We start from the raw sequence: 22059 nt of genomic DNA, 5'->3' as shown, positions 1-22059 counted from the left end.
TCACTTGTCGCCGAGTGCGCGCCGCAGCTGCTCCTTGTTCATGTCCGAGCGGCCGTGGATGTTGCGGCGCTTGGCCTCCTCGTACAACTGGTCGTAGGTGGGTCCCTGGGCGCCCTGGTGGGAGCGCAGGCCACCGCGCCTGCCGGACGACATGTCCTCGGTGGACGTGCGGCTCGCCGTCTTCGACTCGCCGGACCGCGCGCGCTCCTTGTTGACGGTGCGCGCGGCGATCTCCTCGGCGCGTTCGCTGCTCTCTCCCCTGTCGAGCGCGCTCTCCTTGATGTGTTCGTACTGGCGTTCCCGCTTGGGGCTCGATCCACGGGGCATGGCTGATCACTACTCCCTTCGCCACACGAGTACCCGTCGCCTCAGGACCGACACCGCACGGGTCAGCGTTCCAGGCGTGCCACCCGGCCCTTCTCGCCGGAGGCCCAGCAGCCCAGGTCGGAGGTGCAGTCGACGGTGTCGTACGAGCCGGTGTCCAGGGTGTGCCAGGTGCGGCCGGCGTCGGTCGTGAGGTCGGTGCCGGTCGGGCCGACCGCGAGTGCGGCGGTGTGGCTGTGCGGGAGCCAGCTGACACCGGAGCGGTACGCGGGCGGCGGCTGGGCGGCGGAGGTCCAGGTGCGGCCGCCGTCGGAGGTGCGCGCCGCCGCCCGGGGTGACGCCTGGTCGGCTCGGTAGTCGCCGCCGACCGCGAGGCCGTGGACGCGGTCACGGAAGGCCAGGGCGAAGACACCGCGCGCCGGGTCGCCCGCCGGGATCGGCGTGTCGGTCGCCTTCCAGGTCAGTCCGCGGTCGGAGGAGTGCAGCACGCGCGCGCGTGCAGCCCCACCGGTGGCCAGCCACACATCACGTGGCCCCGCGCTCACCAGGCACTGCCCACTCGCCGCGAAGCCCGCCTCGCCGTCCTGCGCCGCGGGCATTCCGTCGCTGGGCAGCACCTTCCAGGAACGTCCGCCGTCGCTGGTGGACAGGATGCGGAACTTCCCGTCCACGGGGTCGCTCATCGCCAGCCCGTGGCGCCGGTCGAAGAAGGTCAGACAGTCGTAGAAGGCCTTCGCGTCGGTGTTGCGGAAGGACTCCGTCCAGGTCGCGCCGCCGTCGTCGGTCCTGAAGACCCGGGAGGCCTCACCCTCGCCGATGGCCAGGACCACGGCGCGCCGCGCGTCGAACGCCTCGATGTCCCGGAACTCCAGCTCGGCGACGCCGGGCGGCGAGACGTTTCGCCAGCTCGCGCCGCCGTCGGTGGTGCGCAGCACGGTGCCCTTGGAGCCCGCCACCCAGGCGGTGTCCCGGGTGACGGCCGACAGGCCGCGAAACCGTACGTCCGTGCCGCTGTCCTTGAGCTCCCAGTGGGCCGCCTTCCCCGCCTCGTGCGCCTGCGCGGGCGGCGCCGTGAGCGCGGCGGCGAACGCTGCCGCGCACAGTCCCACGGTGACCGCCCGACTCGTACGTCTCGACTTCCCCAAGCCCCTCATGGCGGGCGAAGGTAGCCCACTCCCTGGGCGCCGTCCAGATGCCCTCCGCGGGAACCCGGAGACCTCCGTGGGTGTCCTCTTCGGTATCCCCGGCATGACGGGACCGGAAAGGGATCATCGCAGTGAATGAACTCGGTGACAGAGGTCACTCGGGTTGCAGGTGCACTTGATGGCCCATTCTTTCGTCTCTTCAATTGCCTGGCCTCATCCGCCCGGAGTACGTCCAGCCGTCACAAGGGAGCAAGGCGTTGTCCACCGTCATCGAGCAGCCCGTAGAGGCCCGACTCGTCGCCGCTGCGCCGCGGATGCCGAGCATTCCCGCAACGCTCCAGTACGACCGACGCGACCCCTTCGCCATCCGTATGACCTTCCCCGCCCCGGCCACGCTGGAGGGCGTGGAGGTCTGCTGGACGTTCGCACGCGAGCTGCTCGCGTCCGGCATGGAGGAGGCGGTGGGGTACGGCGACGTACGGGTGCGGCCGTACGGCTACGACCGCACCGTTTTGGAGTTCCACGCCGTCGAGGGCACTGCCGTGGTGCATGTGCGCTCGGGCGAATTGCAGCACTTCCTGCGGCGCACCACCGAACTGGTGCCCGTCGGGCTCGAGCATCTGCAAGTGGATCTGGACCACGACCTGGCGGAGCTGATGCGGGGCACCTGCTGAGCTCCCGTCAGCGACTGCCGCCCACCAGAGAGTTGAGCTCGGTGTAGTCGAGCCCACCGCGCAGCGAGTCACAGGTCCCCGCGCTCAGCAGCTCCCGCGCGGCGCGGCGGACCACGGCGTGCGCGGCCAGAGCGATGCTCGAACCCGCGCTGATCCGGGCGACGCCGAGCGCGGCCAGCTCGGCGACGGGCGGCGCGTCGGGGCCCACCAGCACATTGAGCGGGCCCTCGACGCCCGCTACGAGTGACGTGACCGTCGCCGGGTCGACGGTCCCGGGGACGAAGATCCCGTCCGCTCCGGCGGCGAGGAAGGCCGCGGCCCGCTCCAAGGTCTCCTCGACCCCTCCCGCGCGCCGCAGATACGTGTCGATGCGGGCGTTGATGAACACCGGCACGCCTGCCGCCTCAGCCGCGGCGCGTGCCGCGGCGATGCGCTCCGCCTGCTCGGCGACCGGGCGCAGCGGGCCACGCCCGTCATACAGCGCGTCCTCGATGTTCACTCCCACGGCACCGGCCGCGACCACCGCCCGGATCGTGTCCCCTACACCCGCGGCGTCGTCCGCGTAGCCGCTCTCGATGTCCGCGCTCACGGGGACCCGGACCGCGGCGGCGATCCGCTCCACGGCGCGGACGGCCCCGTCCCTGTCCAGCCGGTCCCCGTCCGCCGTACCCAGATCCCAGGCGAGCCCCGCGCTGGTGGTCGCCACGGCGGCGGCCCCGGCCTCCTCGACCAGGAGCGCGCTCACCGTGTCCCAGGCGTTGGGCAGGACGAGCGGGCGCCCGGGCACGTGCAGGGCGCGGAAGGCGAGGGCGGCTTCGTGGCGGGGGTTCGGGTTCGTCATGGGGCGATTCCATCACCGGGTGCGCGCTCGGGGCTGGCAGGAATGCGACCTGTACGTGGGGGGGCGCCCGGAGGTTGCTCCCCTCCCGTCGTACCGCTCAGCCGCTGGTCGCCGCCGTCGTCGACGCCGTCGTGGCCGCCGCGATCACCGCCGTGCGCACCTCCTGGATGACCTGCTTCAGCGCTGGGGCCGCCGCTCCGCTGCGGTCGGTCAGCTCCTCGATGCGCTGCTTGTGCACTCTGCGCTCCTTGCCCGGGGCGAGGGTGCGGAGTTCGGCCGCGGCGGCGAGGGCGACGAGTGCCGCATCCCGGTCGGTGATCTCGGCGACGGGCACCGGGCCGTGCAGCACCTCCCGTGCCTCCTCCTGAAGCGCGTCCACCGCGGTCACCCGATCCAGCTGGTAGTCCACGGACGGGAAGAGCCCGAGCACCCGCTTCTTCTCGGCCCGCAGGTATCCCTCGGCCGCGAGCTGTGCGCGCACGGCGTCCAGGGTGACGTGCGCCCGCAGCGTCACCCACGCCTTCCACTTCCGCGGCCGGGACTCCTCGACGAGTTCCAGGAGTCCGTCGAGCACGACGTCTCCCGTGCGGGCATCGAGGTCGACCGGCGTGGCGATGCCGTCCACATCGGTGAGCAGTCCGCGCTGGGCCAGTTCGGTGAGGGCGCCCGCGCGCACCAGGTGGTGGAGGTGAGTCGCACCGGTGACCTTGAGCCTCGTGGTGTCCCAGGCCAGCAGATAGAGCCGAACAGGGAGCGAGAGCGAGCCGTTCGGCACGGAATCTCCTTCGCGTCGTCGGGGCCACGTTAATCCTTTGACAGCCTCCAGGGCCGCTCCTACGGTGTAGAGCGGTCCTGTTGTCGTCGATCGGAGAAGGACGTTGCTCGTCTGAGGTCTGAGACACCGCGTCACACACAGCCGGCTCTCTCCGGTCCTGTGTGCGCAGCGTGCGACCTCGGCGTACGAGCCGTCCTCCGGTACAGGGCCTTCCTCCTTCCCTCCGGCCTGGATCGTCGTCAGCCACCTCGCGGTGTCCCGAACGCGTGCCCCTGACCGCACCCAGCATCCGCGAGGCCTTTATGTCTACCTTCCCCACCTCCATCACCTGTACCTCCCTCTCCTTCGTCTGGCCGGACGGCAGGACCGTCTTCGAGGACCTCCAGATCGCCTTCGGCCCCGGCAGGACCGGTCTCATCGGCTCCAACGGATCAGGAAAATCAACCCTGTTGAAGCTGATCGCCGGCGAACTCGCCCCGGTCGACGGCACGATCCGCGTCGCGGGTGAGATCGGCTATCTGCCGCAGAACGTCACGCTCGACACCGGTCTGCGGGTCGACGAGGCGCTCGACATCGCAGCGACCCGGGCCGCGCTGCACGCCATCGAGGCGGGCGACGTGGCCGAGGAGCACTTCGAGGTCGTCGGCGACGACTGGGACGTCGAGGAGCGGGCACTCGCCATGCTCGGCGAACTCGGGCTCGGGCACATCGAGTTGGACCGCACCATCGGCGAACTGTCGGGCGGCGAGTCGGTGCTGCTGCGGCTGGCCGCGCTGCTGCTGCGCCGACCGGACGTACTGCTGCTGGACGAACCCACCAACAACCTCGACCTGTACGCCCGGCGGAGGCTGTACGCAGCCGTCGAGGCCTGGTCCGGGGTCATGGTCGTGGTCAGCCACGACCGCGAACTCCTGGACCTGGTCGACCAGATCGCGGATCTGCACCGAGGAAGGGGGGCGGCGCGAAGCGCCTCGGTTGAGGGTGGCGGTGGGAGACGGGTGGGCGAGGTCACCTGGTACGGAGGCAACTTCTCCGCGTACGAGGAGGCGCTCGCCGGCGAGCAGGAGGCGGCGGAGCGCATGGTGCGCGTCGCCGAGGCCGACCTGAAGAAGCAGAAACGCGAACTGGTCGATGCCCAGGTCAAGTTGGCCCGACGTAAGCGGTACGGGCAGAAGATGTTCGAGCAGAAGCGGGAACCGAAGATCGTCATGGGTGCGCGCAAACGGGCGGCTCAGGAGTCCGCCGGCAAGCACCGCATCATGCACGAGGAGCGGCTCGCCGAGGCGAAGGAGCGTCTCGACGACGCGGTGGAGGCCGTACGGGACGACGACGAGATCCGCGTCGACCTGCCGTACACGGCCGTGCCGCCGGGCCGCACCGTCCTCACGCTGGAGAACCTGGAGCTGAGGTACGGCGCACGCGTGAACGGCGTGTTCGACCTGCGCGGGCCCGAGCGGATCGCGCTGATCGGGCGCAACGGCGCGGGGAAGACCACGCTGCTGCGGACGATCGCCGGGGAGCTGGACGCGGTGTCCGGCGGGGCGCGGGCCCATGTGCCCCTGCGGTTCCTGCCGCAGCGGCTCGATGTCCTCGACGACGAGCTGACCGTCGCCGAGAACGTGACCCGCTTCGCGCCGGCCGCCACCAACAACCGGATCCGGGCGCGCCTCGCCCGCTTCCTGTTCAAGGGGGCGCGGGCCGACCAGCGGGCGGCGACGCTGTCAGGCGGCGAACGCTTCCGGGCGGCGCTCGCGGCACTGCTGCTGGCCGAGCCCGCGCCGCAGCTCCTGATGCTCGACGAGCCGACGAACAACCTCGACATGGCGAGCGTCCGGCAGCTGACCACGGCACTGGAGTCCTACGAGGGCGCGCTGATCGTCGCCGGGCACGACGTGCCGTTCCTGGAGTCGATCGGAATCACACGCTGGCTGCTGCTGGAAGGAGGAGAACTGAAAGAAACCACGCCGGAAGCTGTCGGGTATCCGACATAGCGCCGGGCCCGGGGGCTGTCTAACCTCGGTCCCAGGGGCGACCACGCGTCTGATTCGGGCGTTGCCCCATCTCCGTCCGGGGGCGCCGTACGCCCGGCAGAGGTAGGGGCTTTTGCGCGCGCGGGCGGCGCTGCATGATGTTGCGCCGACGCCCCCTGCCGATTCGGAGATTCCCTCGTGCCCAGCCAGAAAGCACTCATCCGCCGGCCCAGCCCCCGTCTCGCCGAGGGGCTGGTCACGCACATCGAGCGCGAGAAGGTGGACGTCGACTTGGCGGTCGAGCAGTGGGAGGCGTACGCGGAGGCGCTGCGCACGCACGACTGGGAGACCGTCGAGGTGGATCCGGCCGACGACTGCCCCGACTCGGTGTTCGTCGAGGACACCGTGGTCGTCTTCCGCAACGTCGCGCTGATCTCCCGCCCGGGCGCCGAGTCCCGGCGCGGCGAGACCGCCGGGGTCGAGGAGGCCGTCGCCCGGCTGGGCTGCTCGGTGAACTGGATCTGGGAGCCGGGCACCCTGGAGGGCGGCGATGTCCTGAAGGTCGGCGACACGGTGTACGTGGGCCGCGGCGGGCGCACCAACGCGGCCGGGGTCCAGCAGCTGCGGGCGGCCCTCGAACCGCTCGGGGCGCGGGTCGTCGCCGTACCCGTGAGCAAGGTGCTGCATCTGAAGTCGGCGGTCACCGCGCTGCCCGACGGCACGGTGATCGGGCATGAGCCGCTGGTGGACACGCCGTCGCTGTTCCCGCGCTTCCTGCCGGTGCCGGAGGAGTCCGGGGCGCACGTCGTGCTGCTCGGCGGCGGAAAGCTGCTGATGGCGGCGAGTGCCCCGAAGTCCGCGGAACTGCTCGCGGACCTCGGCCACGAACCGGTTCTGGTGGACATCAGCGAGTTCGAGAAGCTCGAAGGGTGTGTGACATGCCTCTCAGTACGACTTCGCGGGCTGTACGCCTGAACGAGTGACCGCGACGGCCGTCCGGCCTCGGAATCCGCGGGCGCGGGGCGGGTCCATGGCGGTCCCGGCCGGGCCCAAAGGTGCGCCGCGCCCCCTTGAGTACCCCCGCTGATCAGGCACTCTTTACGCTGCGCTTAACCTACGGTTTCGTAACCTACGGTTTCGTAGCCTACGATGCCGTAGGTTTCGTCCCCGCTCAGTACTTTCCCGTCCCCTGGAGTACCCGTGACGATCACTTCTCCCCACCTTGGCAGCCCGTCCGCCGCCTGGACCGATGCTCGGCTGCTGTACGCGCTGGAGGAAGTGGTCGAGACGGAGCTCAACCGCCACCTGAAGGTGGCCAAGGACTGGATGCCGCACGAGTACGTGCCGTGGGGCGACGCCCGTAACTTCCCCGGCTTCTTCGAGGACGGCGAGGCCTGGGGCAAGGAGCAGTCCAAGGTCACCGAGCTCGGCCGGATCGCGCTGGTCGTCAACCTCCTCACCGAGGACAACCTCCCCAGCTACCACCACGAGATCGCCTCGCTGTTCGGCCGCGACGGCGCCTGGGGCACCTGGGTGCACCGCTGGACCGCCGAGGAGGGCCGCCACGGCATCGTGATGCGCGACTACCTGCTCGCCTCCCGCGCCGTCGACCCCGACAAGCTCGAAGCGTTCCGCATGCAGCACATGAGCGAGGGCTTCGAGTCGGACAACCGCCACTCGATGCTGCACTCCGTCGCGTACGTCGCCTTCCAGGAGCTCGCGACCCGCGTCTCGCACCGCAACACCGGCCACCAGTCGGGCGACCCGGTCTGCGACCGCATGCTGGCGCGCATCGCGACCGACGAGAACCTGCACATGGTCTTCTACCGGAACCTGCTGAAGGCCGCGTTCGAGCTCGCCCCCGACCTGACCATGCAGGCCGTGCGGGACGTCATCGTCAACTTCCGGATGCCCGGTCACGGCATGCCCGGCTTCGAGCGGGCCGCCGCGCAGATGGCCATCGGCGAGGTCTACAACATGCGCATCCACCACGACGACGTGCTGCAGCCGGTGCTGCGCCACCTCAAGGTCCTGGAGATCGACGGCCTCGGCCCCGAGGGGCGGCAGGCCCAGGAGGAGCTCGGCCTCTTCATGGGCGGGCTGGACGCGGAGGCCGCGAAGTTCGACGAGAAGCTCGCGGCCCGCAAGGCACGGATGGCGGCACGCGCGAGCGCGTAGTACCGCCCCCCGTCACCCCCCCCTCTTTCTCTTCACTCGTACGCCGTCACCTGGTCCAGCGCCGCGTCCCGCACGTCGGCCACCGGGTGGCGGCGCAGTGCTCTCAGCCGCTCCCGCCAAGGGGCGGCCCAGCCCGTGCGGGCGCCCATCGCCTCCGTGACGGCCACGGCGAGCAGACCCTCGCCGTACCCGCCGTGAGCGGTCAACCGCCGTACCGCGGCCAGCAGCACCTCGGGATCCCCCTCGGACGGCCGGCTCTGCAACCGCTGCCCCAGCTCCTTGGCGGTCCGGACGGCGAGCGCCGGCCGGCCCTCGGTGAGGGTGGCCAGCCGCTCCAGCCGCACCGGTCCGGTGTCCAGATCCAGGTGAAACACCGCGATCGCGGCCGCCTGCGGTACGAAGGCGTCGTACCCGGCGAGCAGTGCACCAGCGGCGAGGGCCACGGGACGGATGGGTCCCGGGACCACCCTGGCCTCCCGGGCGAGGCCCGCGACGAGGTGGTCGACGCGCTGCCGGGCCGGTCGATCGCGCCGCTCGTCGGCATCGGCATACCCGTCACCTTGCGCAGCGGTCTCCGCCTCGGCCAACGCCCTCAGCGCCCGCTCCAGCGCCAGGCCACCGCGTGGTGAGCCCGCCGCCGCGGTCACCAGACCGCTCGCCGCCGCGCGCCAGTTCGTGCGCTGCGTCAGGTCGGCGATGGCGTCGGCGAGGACCGTCGGGGCCTGCGGGGACCAGGGCGCCCAGCGGGCCAGGGCGTCGAAGGCGAGTCCGGCGGTCTCCGGGTCGCCGGTGGCGGACACGTCGCGTACCAGCCGGGCGTACCGCTCGCGGTGGGGTTCGGGCAGGTCCCACGGGGACACCCGGAGGACCGCGGTGCGCAGCACCGGTTCGGCGCCGGCGGCGTCGCGCAACAGTCCCCACACCGCTTCTTCGGCGAGCAGGCCGCCCGCGAAGGCCACGATGGCGGCGCGGACGTCGACATGGGTGTCCGGCGCCGCGTACGCCTCGGTCAGCAGCGCCGCCGCCCGCGGCACCGGGAGCCGCACGGCGGCGAGCCGGGCGGCCTCCTTGCGGCTGGTCACCTTGGCACGCGGCGCGAACAGCATCGCGCGCAGTTGCTCGGCAAGGCGCGACGGCGCCGCGTACCGGGACGCCTGGGTGGCCGCGTACACGGCGACCCGCGCCCGCTCCGTGCCCGCGTGCGCCAGCAGCTCGGGCAGCGTGTCGGCGGGCCGGTCGGTGCGGGCGAGCGCGGCCAGCGCCGCTTCGGCGAGCACCACGTCCGGGGAATCCGTCCAGTGACGTACGAGATCGGCGCCCGTGTCCGGGACGAGCGCACCCTGCGTGAGGGCCGCGGCCCGCTGGTACAGCGGCAGCCCGGCGTCCTCGGCCTTCGCTGCCAACTGCCGGGCGACGGCGAGCTGTTGACGGGGTACCCAACGCCGTACGTCGCGGTCCACCGGTACGGTCCAGGGGGTGCCCTTGGTCAGAAAGCGCCCGTACGGCGGGGCGTCGGCCAGCAGCAGGTCGAGCAGATCGGTGCGGCGCCGGGTGACGACCTGGAGGACGGTCCACAGCGCACCCGTGGACGGTTCGAGCGCAAGGATGCGCGCCACCCGCTCGTCCCGGGTCGCGGGCGGCTCCAACCACAGCTCGACCGCGCTGCGCACGGTCGTGTCGTTGCCGTACCGGATCGCCTGCCACAGGAGTTCCTGCAGCTCGGGCATGCCGGCGGCGCGGCGCCCCACCGCGCGGGCGAGCGCGAAGGCAAGGCTGTAGTCGGACTTCTCGGCGCCCGCCTCGATCCAGGGGCGCAGCGCCTCGTACACCTGGTGCTCCTGGCCGCGGCGCAGCCTCGCGTCGAGTCGGCCGAGGTCGGCGCCGCCGGTGCTGCCGGATATCCGGACCAGGGTGCGCAGCGCCCAGTTCACCAACTCCCGACGCCCGCCCGCCGCGTGCTCGCGCAGGACGGCGAGGGCGAGCCTGCTGAGGTGCTGCCGGGTGGCGGGCGAGGAGTCGCGGGCCTCGACGGCGTCCGCGGCGATCCGGTCGAGGTGCGGTTCGGCGTCCTCGGTGAACAGCGCGGGCCGGACCCCGGACAGGGCGTGGAGCGCGGCGGAGCGGACCGGATCCTGCTCGTTGCGCAGCCGTCCCATGTCCTCCAGTACGGAGGTGACGGCCGCGGGGTCGCCGGAGCGGGCGGCGTTGCGGATGAGCAACGGCCAGGCCTCGGCGCGGTCTTCGGCGGCCGGGCGCCGGGTGGCCTCGACGAGCCGTTCGCGCACCTCGGCGACGGGCAGGTAGGACTCGGCGAGCAGCAGGGAGTTCCAGCGGGCGCCGTGTTCGCGTGCGACGGCGGCCATCCGTCGGGCCTCCTCGGCGACACCACTGCGCGGCAGCACTTCGAGGATGACCGTGTCGATGGTGGCGTGTCCGGCTCCGCGGTCTTCCTCCGCGCTCCGGTAGAAGGCGTGGCGTCGGGCGGGCGGCAGCGCCTTCAGGAGCGGAGCGAGATCGCCCCACTCGGCCAAGACCCGGCCGTAGGCGGCGAGTTCGGGCGCGCCGGAGCGGGCCAGTCTGCGCAGCACCGTGGGGCCCAGCGCCCGGCTGCGGCGCGCGGCGATTTCGCCCGGTGTGAGCAGCAGCTTCAGGAAGCGGCTCGCGTCGGCCGCCGCGAACGCTCCGAAGTGGTCGTGGAACAGGTGGGGAACGGCGCCCGGCCGGAAGCGTTCGAGCAGGTCCAGCACGCGCAGTGGCTCCGCTGGGACCGTGGCGGCGACGCCCGGTGCGTACCGGCCCCACCAGGTGGCCCGCAAAGCCTCGGGCAGCGCCGTCAACTCCCCTTCGGCGACGTCGAGAAGCGGGCCGGGATGCCGCTTGGCGAGTGTCTTCCACCCGCTGACGGCGTGGAAGAGTTCGGGGAGCAGACGGGCGACCGTCTCCGGGGCGCAGCCGGGCAGCAGCCGGGCCGCGTCCGCGTCGCCCCAAGCCTGCCGCAGGCCTTCCAGCAGCCGGTCGGCGAGCGCGGTCCGCCGCCCCGCGACGATCGCGCCCAGCAGCTGTCTGCGGACCACTTCCGGGGCGTCGTCGAGCGCCGACTCGTAGGCGGAGTCGGGTACTTGGAGGCTGTCGGCGACGCGCAGCGCGTGTCCGCGCACGAAGCTGTCGGGGTCGGCGATGCGGTCCGCGATCCACTCGGCGTCCCGGACGACGGACGCCGCGACGACGGCGATTCCGCGACCGTACGGTCCGCGGCTTTCGAGCTCCTCCAGAACCGGCCGCAGCGGCGCCACCTCCCTGACCATCAGGGCGAGCTCGCGCATGCGGTGCGGGAACGGCAGCGGATCGAGGACGTTCAGCAGACTCTCGGCGTACTGCTGCGGGGTGCGGGACATGCGGGGGATTCTGCCTGCTGAAAGCCATGCGGCGTACCTCATTTACCGTGCGGACCGCCGGGCCGCTGCGGAATCATGCGCCCATGCAAGACAACAGCACGTCGGGACGGGCGGTCGGGTTCCTGCTGGGTCTGATCGGGTCCGACGACGCGGAGCTGGTGCGGTGGCGGATCGGGCTGCCGCCCCCGCCCGACGCCGACGAGGAAGAGCGCATGCGCCATGTGCTGTACGCGTCCTGGAAACGGACGGCCGTGCCGTCCTCCGTCCTCCTGTGGATGCTGGAGGAGGACGAGCCGGAACTGAACGCCGTCGTGTGGGGGCACATGTCGGCGGACGACGCGATGCGCCGAGCCGTCGTACGGGGCATTCCCCACGGTCCCGGCCGCAAGGGTGCGGTACGGGTGGCGAAGGCCTTGCGCGACGAGCCGGAGCCGCCGGTGCCCGAGCACTTCAGCCGGTACGGGCTGATCGGTGCGCTGCGGGCGTCGACGTCCATGGGACCGGCCAGGAGCGCGGCGTCCATGGTTCTCGGGCGCCTCGGCTGGCAGGCGGTCGCCGCCGCGGACCTGGAGCGTCCGCTGCCGGGGTACGCGCGCTGGGCGCTCGCCGTGCGCCCCGACTGTCCGCCCGCGCTGCGCACGCAGTTCGGCTCGCACGCGAAGTTCTCCCATCGGGTGCGGCAGGCGGGCGTCATCGAAGGTCCCGCGCGGTACGCGATGTCCTCGAGCCCCGCGAGCCAGGTGCTCCGTGTGCTGTCCCTGGGCCGGATGATGTTCCCGACCCGCGTCCGGGAGGCCGAGGACGCGCTGCGGCCGCTCGTACGGGACCACTTGGGCGACCGTGAGAACGCCTGGGCCGTGCTCGCCCAGTTGACCGGGACGTACTACGGGACGGTTCCGGAGCTGGTGATGACAGCCGGTGCCATCGCCTGAGCCCGGCAAGAGGGGGGCGGGGCGGCTGGATTCGAACCAGCGTGTTCTGGTTTTGGAGACCGGTGCGCCTGCCTCTGCGCTACGGCCCCGCCCTTGGGGACCAAGGTAATCCTCGGCCCGATGTCAGTGGGACCTGGTACCAAGGAGGCACTGGGGGAGATCTGGCATGGGATCGGACACGGGGGCCGGGCATGGCGTACGGAGAGCGGGGGCGGCGGCCTGTCGTCGATCTGGCGGACCGCAGGGCGCTGGAGCGGTTCAGGCCCGCCGATCCGGAGGTGATCGAGCGGGCGCGTCGGCTCAAGGAGGCCGCGCTGCTCGACTTCGGGCTGACGGAGTCGGCGGTGGCCTCCTGGCTGTACGCGAAGTGCCACCATCAGCTGGCGACGACAGCGGTGGACACGGCGGCCGTGGTGGCCTCCGGCGACGGCTCCTGTCTGTTGCTCTACAACCCTGACTATTTCGTACGGCTCGGCCTGGACGGCGTGAAGTTCGTGCTGTTCCACGAGGCCCGGCACCTGGTGCAGCGCCACCTGTTCGCCGACCCCGAGCTGCGCGCGGACCCGGTCTTCGAAGTGGCGACCGAGGTGTCCATCAACCATGTGGCACTGGTGCGGCTGCGCCGGGACGGGCTGCCCCTGCTGGACGGCCGTCCGACCGGCATCAACCCGCGCCGGGTGCACGAGATGTACCGGGAGGATCTGCTCGCGCAGGGGCTGGAGCCGGTCGCATACGAAGAGTTCACCGAGACCGACATGACGGTGTACGGCGAGCTGAGGAGGATGCGGCAGCCGCCGGTTCCCGCCGGCCGGCTGTGCGCCCATCTGACGTCCGACGTACCCGCCGACCAGGGGACCGTCGACGAGGTCTGCTCCTCCGCGCTGCTCAACGCGCTGCTCGCGGCCCGTCGTGGACACACGGGCGCCGGGCAGGAGCTGCTGGACCTGATGAGGCGTACGGAGGACGCCTCGGCACGAGCCGCGAAGATCTGGGGACGGCTCGGCGCGGGTGTGCTGCGCGGCGAGACCGCGCGGACGCGGACGGTCGACTGGTGGCAGCGCTGGCTGATCGACGTGCTCGGCTCGAGACTCCGCGACGGTGAGCGGCTCGTGTACCCGAAGAAGCGTGGCGCGCTGCTCGCGGCGCTCGGCCAGGACCCGATGCTCTCGCGGCGCGGCCCGGTGCGCGACAAGGTGCTCGTCATCGCCTACGACACCTCGGGCTCCATGCCGGACCGGGTGGTCGACTGGCTCACCGAACTCGTCGGGCGGATCGACGGCGTCGAGGCGCACTGGCTGTCCTTCGACGCCGAGGTGATGCCCTTCGAGCCGGGCGCCCGGGTCTACGGCGGGGGCGGCACGAGCTTCCAGGTCGTCGCGGACTATGTGGAGGGGCGCACGGAGGTGAACGGCCGCCGCTGCGAGGGGAGTCCGGACGCCGTGGTGATGCTCACCGACGGATACGCCCCGCCGATCACACCCGCCGAGCCCGACAAATGGATCTGGCTGATCACCGAGGGCGGCCAGGACTGGCCCGAGACACACAGACCGACGATGGACTGCCATCGTGTGACCACAGGATCGCACTGACTGTCGCGCCGGACCCGAACCGACGACTCCCGCTACCGCTACCGCACAGGATCAGGACGGATGACCACCGCCACCACCCACGGCCCCGCCGATCGCACCGCGCCCGTGCCCTCCCGCCTGGAAGCGTTCATCGACGCGATGATCGACATGGGTCAGACGGGCCAGATCTTCGGCGAGCACGGCATCGGCAAGACGGCGACGTTCTTCTCGCATGTGGCACGCGCCCACCCCGACGCCACGCTGGTGTACGTGCCCGCGGCCAACCTCACCCCGGACGACCTGCTCGTCAACGCGCCGGTACGGGACCCGCGCAGCGGCGAACTCGTGCTGCGCCAGCTCGTGATGAGCCAGCTCAAGCCCAACGCGCCCTTCGTGCTGCTCATCGACGATTCACTGCAGGCCGGCGAGTCCATCCAGTCGCAGTTGATGCAGATCGCCTGCAACTGGACGCTGGGCGAGCACGATCTGCGCACCTTGGGCTGCATCGGCGTCTTCCTCACCGACAACGAGTCGCTGGCCGAGACCTCGGCGCGACGCAGCGACCTCGCCCTCCTGGACCGCATGGTCACGATGCGCATCTCGGCGAACGACACATCGTGGCGCCGCCATCTGGCGGCCAAGTACCGCGAGTGGGACCTGGCTCCGGTGTTCTCCCTGTGGGCATCCCTCTCCCCCGCGCTGCGCGAGCTGCTGTCACCGCGCACCCTGGACCACGTTCTGGCCAATGCCCGGGAGGGTTTCCCCCTGCGCTGGGGTCTGCCGCTGGTGGGCGGCGAGCGGCTGCGCCTCGTCGACACCCGCCCGGACGGAAAGCCGGGGCAGGACCGCACGGCCGAGATCCTGAACCGGATCGCCGAGTACCTGGGCGTGTCCAATCCGTCGACGCTCCCCGACCCCGTACGCCAGGTGGTGCGGGCCGCCCTGCGCAATCGCTGGACGGTGCTGCTCCAGGGCCCGCCGGGCTGCGGCAAGACGGAGCTGGTACGGGAGACGGTGCGCGCGGGGCTGGGCCGGGAGCCGCTGTACTTCTCGCTGCCGGTGACCAACGTCGAGGACCTGTGCGCCCCGATCCCGTCGGCGGACGGCACCCTGGACAACCTGCTCGCGGCGAACTTCACCGGTCCCGAGCCGAAGGCGATCGTCTGGGACGAGTACAACCGGCCCAAGGACAGGGCCGCGTTCGCCAAGCTGATGGAGATCACCCAGGAGTGGTCGCTGGCCGGGCGGCGGATCGAGAACCTGCGGGCGCAGATCGCCGTACAGAATCCGCCGTACCACCTGGGCCGCAAGCTCCTGGTCGCGCGGAACAACATCGCGCAGGCCAGCCGCTTCACGGCCTCGCTGACGGTCGCGCCCGAGGACATCCCGGCCAATGAGTGGCTGCTCGATCGGTACGGATCGGACGCCGAGACCGTCCTCGAGTGGTGGAAGCACGACATCGACGACGACGGCCGCGCCTGGATCACCAAGCGCACGCTGGAGCGGCTCATCAAGCTGCACCGGCACGGGTTGCCGCTGGAGATGGCGACGGTCTACCTCGGCGACGGCGAGTACGCCCCGGTGTCGCTGACGGCGCTGGTCGACCGGCTGCGCGGACGGCCGGTGACAGGGCTGCGGGAGCTCGCGCGCGAGGCCGACGCGTGGGAATCCCGGTTGCGGCGGGCGACGGAGCACTCCGACGAGGGCGCCGACGACAGTGATGTGGTCCACCAGATCCTCGCCAACGCGGAGCTGTCCCAGCTGAAGAAGCACCGCACGGTGGTGACCCGGCTGGTACCACTGCTGCCGCCGAAGTTGCGGGCGACGTATCTGGTGGGGGCGTCGGAGCAGCAGCAGCGGTTCTGGACGGAGATATTCGTGGCGATGCGCCGCTGATCACCGGCTGCCGTCGCCGTCGGCTTCGCCCCGCTCACCACTCCGCCTCCCGGTAGTCCTTGAGGAACACCCCGGACACGGGTGCGCCGGCCTCGCCCCGCACGATCGGGTCGTACACCCGGGCCGCCCCGTCCACGATGTCGAGCGGCGTGCGGAACCCCGCGTCCGCCATCCGCTCCTTCTTCGGAGCGGGGTTCTCGTCCGTGATCCAGCCGGTGTCGACGGCGCACATGTGCACGCCCTGTTCGGCCAGTTCGGCGGCGCTGGTGCGGGTGAGCATGTTCAGGGCGGCCTTGGCCATGTTGGTGTGCGGATGGCCCGCCATCTTGTTGCGTACGGCGAAACGGCCCTCGACGGCCGTCACATTGACGACATAGCGGCGAGGGTGGGGCGAGGCGAGCAGCAGGGGCAGCAGTCGGTCGCAGAGCAGTGCCGGGGCGAGCGCGTTGACCAACTGGGTCTCCAGGACCTCGGCCGGGTCGAGTTCGCCGAGACGGGCCGACCAGGAGTTCTCCGGGGAGGGGTCGGGCAGCAGCCCGGCCTCGTCGGCGTCCCGCAGCGCGACGGGCAGCGCCGAGGAGCCACTCTTCAGCGCCCGCATCGAGGTGAACCCCGGTGCCTGCCGGGCGCCTTCGGGCAGCCCGGTGCGCTCCTCGGCGGCCAGCAGGGCGTACGACTCGACGGGTCTCCGCACCGTCTGCGCGGCGTTGTTCACCAGGATGTCGAGGTGTTCGCCCTCCTGCCTCAACTGCTCGCAGAGCCCCAGGACTTGGCGCGGATCACGCAGATCCACAGCCAGCACGGTCAGCCGGTCCAGCCACTTCCCGCTGCCCGGTTCGGCGCGGAAGCGACGCACGGTGTCGTGCGGAAAGCGGCTGGTGACCAGGAGTTCGGCACCGTCGCGCAGCATCATCAGCGCCAACTGGAAACCGATCTTGACGCGGCCGCCGGTGAGCAGCGCGCGGCGGCCGCTCAGATCGGTGCTGAGCGCCCGCCGGGCGGTGTTGTCGGCGGCGCAGTCCGGACACAGCCGGTGATAAAAGGAGTCGACCTGTCGATACGCCGCCTTGCAGACATAGCAGGCACGCGGCTTCAAGAAGACACCGCCGGAGCCGTCATGGGCACCGGAAGGGGCCAGCGGCGCGTCCTGGCGCCGGTCGAGCGCGCCGGTCGCGGTCGCGGCCATCGTGGCGGCGTCGGCGGCGGACAGTGCGGCCCCGCGCGCCTTGCGCCGTCCGAGCCGCCCATCCCGCGCGAACGACGCCGCGACCTGCTCGGCTCGCAACCGCACCGGGTCATCGACGGGCAGCGCCCGCAACTTCCCGACCGTACGGTGGAAAGCCACCAGCTCGTCCTCGGTGACCCCGCCACCCTCGCCCATGTCGTCCCCGCCCCGCGTGTGCACTGCCGTGGTCCTGACCGGATTCGAACCGGCGTGTCCGCCTGAGCAAGGCGGCGAGTCTGCCTCTGCTCTACAGGACCCCGTATCCCGGTCCCCCTGGACCGGGCGCAGCCCGGACGACCGGATTCGAACCGGCGTATCCGCCTTGAGAGGGCGGCGAGTCTGCCTCTGCTCCACGCCCGGGTGCGCCACCGGGATCCTAGCCGCAGGCCTACTCAGCCGTCCCGGCCAGGCCTACTCAGCCGTACGCCTGAGGCTCATCCTCTCCTTCTCGGAAAGGCCACCCCAGACCCCGAAGCGTTCGTCGTTGTTGAGGGCGTACTGGAGGCAGGCGGAGCGCATCTCGCACATGCCGCAGATGCGCTTCGCCTCCCGCACCGAGCTGCCCGGCTCGGGAAAGAAGAAATCGGCCCCGGTCTGCGCGCACAGTGCCTGGTCCTGCCAGTCGATGTCGGCCGGGGCAATGGTGTCGGTGTGCATGGTGAAGATCGTGCCGCGCGGCGAAAAACGTTCGATCAACGCGGGATCAACGCCGTGTTCCGATGCCGCCGGTGGCCCCGATGATGGCCCCGCCGGATACGGAAGGGCACGGCGGCGCGCGGGAGGCGTGAAGACAAAACGAACCTCCCCGGTCACCCAGGGCAACCGCGGGCGTCGCACAAATCCGCGGCGGGCGGCTCGGCAGCGATTGTCAGTGGGCGGTGCAAGACTCGGCAGTGCAGGCAACGGGACCTCTCAAAGGAGGGCAATCATGCTCACCACCCGCTTTGTCACCGGCGCCCCGAACTGGCTCGATGTCGGCACCCCCGACATCGAGGGCGCCACTTCCTTCTACGGGGACCTCTTCGGCTGGCGATTCCAGTCCGCGGGACCCGACGCCGGTGGCTACGGCTTCTTCCAACTCGCCGGAAAGACCGCCGCGGGCGGCATGCAGACCACCGAGGAGCAGGGCCCGCCCTCCTGGACCGTGTACTTCCAGAGCCCTGACGCCGATGCCACCGCCAAAGCGGCCGAGCAGGCCGGGGGCAGCGTGATCGTCCAGCCCATGGACGTCATGGGCAAGGGCCACATGGCGATCCTCGGCGACGAGGCGGGCGTGCCCTTCGGAATCTGGCAGCCGGGCCAGACCAAGGGCATCGAGGTGGCCGGTGACCCCGGCTCGCTGTGCTGGGTCGAGCTCTACACCGCGGACGAGCCCGCGGCCGCCGCGTTCTACAACTCCGTGTTCGGCTGGGCCACTTCGGCCATGCCGTTCCCCGGCGGCACGTACACCTGTATCAACCCCGCGGGGACCGAGGACACGGACATGTTCGGCGGCATCGTCCCGCTGGCCGACGCCCCGACCGAAACGGAGTCCGGCGCGTACTGGCTGCCGTACTTCGAGGTCACCGACACGGACGCGACGGTCAGCAAGGCCCAGGAGCTGGGCGGCACGGTCCGCATGCCCGCCACCGACCTGGAGGGCGTCGGCCGCATGGCCAAGCTCGCCGACCCGTACGGGGCACGCTTCGCGGTGATCAAGAGCGCGCCGCAGGAGAGCTGAGGTACGACTCGGTGGGGCCCGAAACACGGGGCCACCGAGTCGTTCCCGACGGGAGCCGAGTGCCACCCACAGGAAGCGGGCCGTCTGCCTCGAGGTGACCGTCACGTCGACGGCAACGGCCCGGGCGAGCTGACCCTCGTACAGCTCGTCCGGGCTGATGCCGGAGGCGAGCCGGGAGCCGTGGACCGCGCCGGCAGACGTGCCGACGGCGACATCGGCGCCGGCCCCGGCGACATCGACCCCGGTTTCGGCGAGTCCGGCGAGTACCCCGGCCATCCATGACCCGCCCCTTCACGCCTCCACCTAAGCGGGGATAACTCCCCACTTCTGCGGTAGACGATAGCATCAGTACTGGGGAGCTGTCCCCGGTACTACCGAGAGGCGAGATCATGACGGTCGGCGTGAACGGGCCCGATCCGGTACGGCGGCGCGATGCGCGGCGCAACCGCGAGTCGTTGGTCGAGGCGGCCCGTGAGGTGTTCGCCGCACAGGGGCTGCACGCACCGCTTGATGTGATCGCCCGCCGGGCCGGCGTGGGAAACGCCACGCTCTATCGGCATTTCCCCAGCCGCGCCGCACTGGTCGACGAGGTCTTTCGGGACTCGCTCACGCAGACCATGGACGCCGGAGAGCGGGCCAGGACCACCGAGGAAGCCTGGCCAGGTCTGCTGGGCTATCTGGAGACGGTCTTCGCCGGACTGGCCGCCGACCGCGGTACGAACGACCTGATGACCACCCACCTCGAGGGCGTCGACTCCCTCGATGCCGTACACGCCCACAACCGGGAGACCCTGGAGGTGCTCCTGCGCCGCGGCCGTGAGCAGGGCACGATCCGCGGCGATCTCACCACCGAGGACCTCCTCTTCACACTGGCCGCGCTCGGCCGCGCCGTCCCGGCCCTCACGACCACGGCCCCGGACGCCTGGCGCCGCCCGCTCGCCCTCCTCCTGGACGGTCTGCGCGCCTCCCCCCTCGTCTCAGCGCTGCCCGAGCCATCCCTCACCCCATCTCAACTGGGCGAAGTGCTGGGCAACTTGGGCCCGCACCAGGAGTGACGACAGCGCGGCAACCGGCCAGGACCTATGCGGAGGCCCGCCGTACCAACGTCGTCGGCAGCACCACACTGGAGGGCCCGCCGCCCGAACTTCCCTTACCGGCCCGGCGATCGAGGTCCCGCAACAGCAGGCGAGCCATCAACCGGCCCATTTCCTCGATGTCCTGACGAATCGTCGTGAGCGGAGGGTCCGTCTGTTCGGCGACCGGCAGCATGTCGTCGAACCCGATCACAGCGACGTCGTCGGGCACCTGCCGCCCCCGCTCGCGCAGCACGCGCAGGGCTCCCGAGGCGCTCAGGTCGTTCGCCGCGAACACCGCGTCCACGTCCGGGCAGCGCTCCAACAGCTCCCGCATCGCGCGCTCGCCGCCCGCGGGGGTGAAGTCGCCCTCGACGACGAGCCGCGGATCGACGTCGACCATTACATCCCGGAACCCGTCGAGCCGGTCGACCGCGGAGGTCTGGTCGAGGGCGCCGGTGATGTGTGCGACGCGCGTACGGCCGAGTCCGACGAGGTGACGTACGGCTTCGCGGGCGCCACCCCGGTTGTCGCTGTCGACGTACACCGGCGGCACGGCGCCGCGCGTGCCGTCGCCCCAGCCGGGCCGGCCGCCGAACACGGTCGGCACGCCCGCGCCGCGGATCAGCTCCGGCAGCGGGTCGTCGAGGTGCAGCGAGAAGACGAGCGCGCCGTCGACATGCCCACGGGCGAGATAGCGGCCGACGCGTGCGTGGTCGTCGCGACCTTCCGTGAGCAGCAGCACGAGTTGCGAGTCGTGTGCCGTCAACTCCTTGCTGATGCCGCGTAGTTGGAGAGCGAAGAAGGGGTCGGCGAAGACCCGGGTCTCCGGTTCGGCGATGACGACGGCGACGGCGTCGTGGCGCCGGGTCACCAGGCTGCGCGCGGCCTGGTTGGGAACGTAACCGAGTTCCTCGACGGCCCGCCTGACCCGCTCGACGAGCGGTTCGCGTACTCCGTCACCGCCGTTGACGACACGGGACGCGGTGGCCCGGGAGACCCCGGCCCGCGCGGCCACGGCCTCCAGCGTGGGGCGCGGCGCTGTCCCGGTCACCTCGGCACTCCTCATCGGCGGTTGCGGATCAGGATAACTGCGGGCCGCACGCGATGAGAGCACTCCCCGATCAGATCCGATCCGATCCTCGGCGTATCCGCCGCGTCCGTCGACGAGGGGTTCTCGGTGATCCGCTCAGCGCGCCGGGCGTACGCCGTTGGGACAGCGCCGGGGTGCTGGAGCGCTACGCGTCCTCGTGCTTGGCCCGGCTCGGCTGCACCCGCTTCGGCTCGCCCGGCATCTTCGGGTACTCGGGGGGATAGGGCAGGTCTCCCAGGCCGTGGTCGTGCTCGTCGCGGCTGGCCAGCTCCAGCAGCGCTTCGAGGGAGAAGGCGTGGTCGTCCATGTCCGCGTGTACATCGCCGAGTTCGGCGAAGCGCTTCGGCATGGTCGCCAGGTCGAAGTCGCGGGGATGGGAGTCGCCCACCTCGTCCCAGCGCAGGGGCGCGGAGACGGGGGCGTGCGGGCGGGGCCGCACCGAATAGGCGGAGGCGATGGTGCGGTCCCGTGCGGTCTGGTTGTAGTCGACGAAGATCTTCTCGCCGCGCTCCTCCTTCCACCAGGCGGTGGTCACCTGATCGGGCATCCGGCGTTCGAGCTCGCGCCCGGCGGCGATGGCGGCCCGGCGGACCTGAGTGAAGGTCCAGCGCGGCGCGATCGGCACGAAGACGTGCAGGCCGCGTCCGCCGGAGGTCTTGGGCCAGCCGCGCAGATCCCCGTACTCATGGAGAACCTCGCGCAGTTCGTGGGCGGCACGCACCGCGTCGTCGTAGTCCGTGCCGGGCTGCGGATCGAGGTCGATGCGGAGTTCGTCGGGGCGGTCGACGTCGTCCCGGCGCACCGGCCACGGGTGGAAGGTGAGCGTGCCGAACTGCGCGGCCCACAGCACGGCGGCGACCTCGGTGGGGCACATCTCGTCGGCGCTGCGCCCGCTGGGGAAGGTGATGTGAGCGGTCGGGATCCAGTCGGGCATGTTCTTGGGCGCCCGCTTCTGGAAGAAGTTCTCGCCCTCGACGCCCTCCGGGTACCGCTCCAGGGTGGTCGGGCGGTTGCGCAGGGCGCGCAGGATGCCGTCGCCGACGGCGAGGTAGTACTGGGCGAGGTCCAGCTTCGTGAAGCCGCGCTCCGGGAAGAAGATCTTGCCCGGGCTGGACAGACGTACGGTCCTCCCCGCTGCCTCGAGTTCCACCGCATCGGCCATGCGAGCCACGGTAGGCGCAGCAGGCATGCCTCGCACACCGGGCGAACCACACCGGGCGAACGTCGTCAGGACGCCGCAGAATCGAAGC

18 protein-coding genes and 3 tRNA genes are annotated in these 22059 nt (G+C 71.3%); 9 read left to right on the top strand and 12 right to left on the bottom strand.

Annotated features, from left to right (window positions below; all coding sequences use genetic code 11):
- A complete protein-coding gene (locus ACX28W_RS23765) occupies positions 1-327 on the bottom strand; it encodes a plasmid stabilization protein (protein ID WP_459001278.1) in 327 nt (108 codons plus the stop codon).
- Between the two features lie 62 nt (positions 328-389).
- Positions 390-1478 (bottom strand): WD40/YVTN/BNR-like repeat-containing protein, encoded by a 1089-nt coding sequence (locus tag ACX28W_RS23760; protein ID WP_459001276.1) that lies wholly within the window; start codon positions 1476-1478, stop codon positions 390-392.
- Between the two features lie 248 nt (positions 1479-1726).
- Between ACX28W_RS23760 and ssgD the strand changes: the two genes are divergently transcribed.
- The gene (gene ssgD / locus ACX28W_RS23755; protein WP_459001275.1) at positions 1727-2143 is read left to right on the top strand and encodes a spore wall synthesis regulator SsgD; all 417 of its coding nucleotides are present in this window, start codon (positions 1727-1729) and stop codon (positions 2141-2143) included.
- A 7-nt stretch (positions 2144-2150) separates the two neighbouring features.
- Here the strand turns inward: ssgD and ACX28W_RS23750 are convergent, their stop codons facing one another.
- Complete coding sequence (locus ACX28W_RS23750) at positions 2151-2984, bottom strand: isocitrate lyase/PEP mutase family protein (protein WP_459001273.1); 834 nt, start codon at positions 2982-2984, stop codon at positions 2151-2153.
- Positions 2985-3081: 97 nt separating this feature from the next.
- Positions 3082-3759: a GOLPH3/VPS74 family protein gene (locus tag ACX28W_RS23745; RefSeq protein ID WP_459001272.1), complete on the bottom strand. Its 678-nt coding sequence runs from the start codon at positions 3757-3759 to the stop codon at positions 3082-3084.
- Positions 3760-4061: 302 nt separating this feature from the next.
- Between ACX28W_RS23745 and ACX28W_RS23740 the strand changes: the two genes are divergently transcribed.
- From ACX28W_RS23740 to ACX28W_RS23730, 3 genes are all read left to right on the top strand, one after another.
- Positions 4062-5750, top strand: coding sequence for an ABC-F family ATP-binding cassette domain-containing protein (locus ACX28W_RS23740; RefSeq protein ID WP_459001270.1), 1689 nt, complete (start codon positions 4062-4064; stop codon positions 5748-5750).
- Positions 5751-5927: 177 nt separating this feature from the next.
- On the top strand, positions 5928-6704 hold the full coding sequence (ddaH, locus tag ACX28W_RS23735; RefSeq protein WP_459001268.1) for a dimethylargininase: 777 nt from the start codon (positions 5928-5930) through the stop codon (positions 6702-6704).
- A 225-nt stretch (positions 6705-6929) separates the two neighbouring features.
- On the top strand, positions 6930-7907 hold the full coding sequence (locus ACX28W_RS23730) for an acyl-ACP desaturase (RefSeq protein ID WP_459001267.1): 978 nt from the start codon (positions 6930-6932) through the stop codon (positions 7905-7907).
- 32 nt (positions 7908-7939) lie between these two features.
- On the opposite strand, the gene ACX28W_RS23725 is transcribed toward ACX28W_RS23730, so the two are convergent.
- On the bottom strand, positions 7940-11302 hold the full coding sequence (locus ACX28W_RS23725) for a hypothetical protein (RefSeq protein ID WP_459001265.1): 3363 nt from the start codon (positions 11300-11302) through the stop codon (positions 7940-7942).
- Between the two features lie 83 nt (positions 11303-11385).
- On the opposite strand from ACX28W_RS23725, the gene ACX28W_RS23720 reads away from it, so the two are divergent.
- Positions 11386-12234: a hypothetical protein gene (locus ACX28W_RS23720; RefSeq protein WP_459001264.1), complete on the top strand. Its 849-nt coding sequence runs from the start codon at positions 11386-11388 to the stop codon at positions 12232-12234.
- Between the two features lie 15 nt (positions 12235-12249).
- Here ACX28W_RS23720 and ACX28W_RS23715 read toward each other — a convergent pair.
- Positions 12250-12325: transfer RNA gene (locus ACX28W_RS23715), tRNA-Trp, on the bottom strand.
- Positions 12326-12425: 100 nt separating this feature from the next.
- On the opposite strand from ACX28W_RS23715, the gene ACX28W_RS23710 reads away from it, so the two are divergent.
- Both ACX28W_RS23710 and ACX28W_RS23705 read left to right on the top strand, forming a co-directional pair.
- The gene (locus tag ACX28W_RS23710) at positions 12426-13823 is read left to right on the top strand and encodes a vWA domain-containing protein (RefSeq protein WP_459001262.1); all 1398 of its coding nucleotides are present in this window, start codon (positions 12426-12428) and stop codon (positions 13821-13823) included.
- Positions 13824-13883: 60 nt separating this feature from the next.
- Positions 13884-15698 carry an AAA family ATPase gene (locus ACX28W_RS23705; RefSeq protein ID WP_459001261.1) on the top strand — a complete coding sequence of 605 codons (1815 nt, stop codon included), beginning with the start codon at positions 13884-13886 and terminating at the stop codon, positions 15696-15698.
- Between the two features lie 34 nt (positions 15699-15732).
- Here the strand turns inward: ACX28W_RS23705 and ACX28W_RS23700 are convergent, their stop codons facing one another.
- The 4 genes from ACX28W_RS23700 to ACX28W_RS23685 all read right to left on the bottom strand — a co-directional run bounded on the left by ACX28W_RS23700 (position 15733) and on the right by ACX28W_RS23685 (position 17580).
- Positions 15733-17079 (bottom strand): SDR family oxidoreductase, encoded by a 1347-nt coding sequence (locus ACX28W_RS23700; RefSeq protein WP_459001355.1) that lies wholly within the window; start codon positions 17077-17079, stop codon positions 15733-15735.
- 29 nt (positions 17080-17108) lie between these two features.
- A tRNA-Ser gene (locus ACX28W_RS23695) sits at positions 17109-17180 on the bottom strand.
- Positions 17181-17211: 31 nt separating this feature from the next.
- Positions 17212-17283 (bottom strand) — tRNA-Glu (locus tag ACX28W_RS23690).
- A gap of 51 nt (positions 17284-17334) precedes the next feature.
- Positions 17335-17580: a WhiB family transcriptional regulator gene (locus ACX28W_RS23685; RefSeq protein ID WP_459001260.1), complete on the bottom strand. Its 246-nt coding sequence runs from the start codon at positions 17578-17580 to the stop codon at positions 17335-17337.
- A gap of 271 nt (positions 17581-17851) precedes the next feature.
- Between ACX28W_RS23685 and ACX28W_RS23680 the strand changes: the two genes are divergently transcribed.
- Positions 17852-18643: a VOC family protein gene (locus ACX28W_RS23680; protein ID WP_459001259.1), complete on the top strand. Its 792-nt coding sequence runs from the start codon at positions 17852-17854 to the stop codon at positions 18641-18643.
- Between the two features lie 389 nt (positions 18644-19032).
- Entirely contained in the window at positions 19033-19698 is a 666-nt protein-coding gene (locus tag ACX28W_RS23675; RefSeq protein WP_459001258.1) for a TetR/AcrR family transcriptional regulator, read from the top strand.
- A gap of 25 nt (positions 19699-19723) precedes the next feature.
- On the opposite strand, the gene ACX28W_RS23670 is transcribed toward ACX28W_RS23675, so the two are convergent.
- Positions 19724-20770 (bottom strand): LacI family DNA-binding transcriptional regulator, encoded by a 1047-nt coding sequence (locus ACX28W_RS23670; RefSeq protein ID WP_459001256.1) that lies wholly within the window; start codon positions 20768-20770, stop codon positions 19724-19726.
- A gap of 184 nt (positions 20771-20954) precedes the next feature.
- On the bottom strand, positions 20955-21971 hold the full coding sequence (ligD, locus tag ACX28W_RS23665) for a non-homologous end-joining DNA ligase (protein ID WP_459001255.1): 1017 nt from the start codon (positions 21969-21971) through the stop codon (positions 20955-20957).
- Between the last annotated feature and the right edge of the window lie 88 nt (positions 21972-22059).

The sequence above is a fragment of the Streptomyces sp. SD15 genome (genome assembly GCF_054462255.1).
The sequence above is the reverse complement of the archived record's forward strand: the minus strand, read 5'-3'. Positions and strand labels throughout refer to the sequence as shown.